This is a genomic window from Acidovorax sp. KNOB132 (assembly GCF_057541515.1).
The window spans coordinates 1-737 of sequence record NZ_BAAJYT010000619.1; the positions used below are offsets into that span (position 1 = coordinate 1).

The 737-nt window shown below is 73.3% G+C and carries 2 protein-coding genes; both read left to right on the forward strand.

The features are described 5' to 3' along the window. Nucleotides 1-437 (forward strand): Bug family tripartite tricarboxylate transporter substrate binding protein (locus tag AC27IO_RS25045; RefSeq protein ID WP_498741321.1); only part of this gene is annotated, 437 nt, incomplete at its 5' end. An 84-nt stretch (nucleotides 438-521) separates the two neighbouring features. Then, a partial coding sequence (locus AC27IO_RS25050; protein ID WP_498741322.1) for an enoyl-CoA hydratase/isomerase family protein occupies nucleotides 522-737 on the forward strand: 216 nt, incomplete at its 3' end.

The following is a 737-nucleotide window of genomic DNA, read 5'->3' on the forward strand; positions in this document are numbered from 1 at the left end:
TCACGCACATTCCCTACCGCGGGGCGGGCCCGGCGCTGCAGGACCTGATCGGCGGCAACGTGGACATGATGTTCGACGGGCTGGGCTCGTCCGCCGCGCACATCAAGGGCGGGCGGATCAAGGCGCTGATGGTGGCCGGCGCCCGGCGCAACCCGGCCTTCCCCGACGTGCCCTGCGCGGCCGAGGTGGGCCTGCCCGACTACACCGTGACCACGTGGTACGGCCTGTGGGCGCCCAAGGGCACGCCGGCCGACCTGCAGGCGCGCATCGTCGAGGAGACGCAGCGCCTGGGCACCGCCGAGGACCTGAAGGCCGTGTGGGCCAAGAACGGCGCCGACTACGGCGGCCTGTCGCAGACGCAGTTCGCCGCCATGGTCCACTCGGAGGTTCGCCGCTGGGCGAAGGTGGTCAAGGATTCGGGCGCCAAGCTCGATTGACCGGGGGCCCCGGGCGGGGCGGCAAGGCGGCCGATGCGGCCAGTGCAAACGGCGGACATGGCGGACATGGTGGAGAGGGCGGACATGGCGGGTGACATCGGGGTGGAGCGGGTCGACGGGGCGGATGGCGCCCCCGGGGTGGTGCGCGTGGTGCTGCGCCACCCGGGGCGGCTCAACGCCATGTCCCGCGCCATGTGGCGGCAGCTGCGCGCCGTGTTCGAGCAGCTGCAGGCCGATGCCGGCGCGCGCTGCGTGCTCATCGAAGGCGAGGGCGATGCCTTCTGCGCGGGCGGCGACATC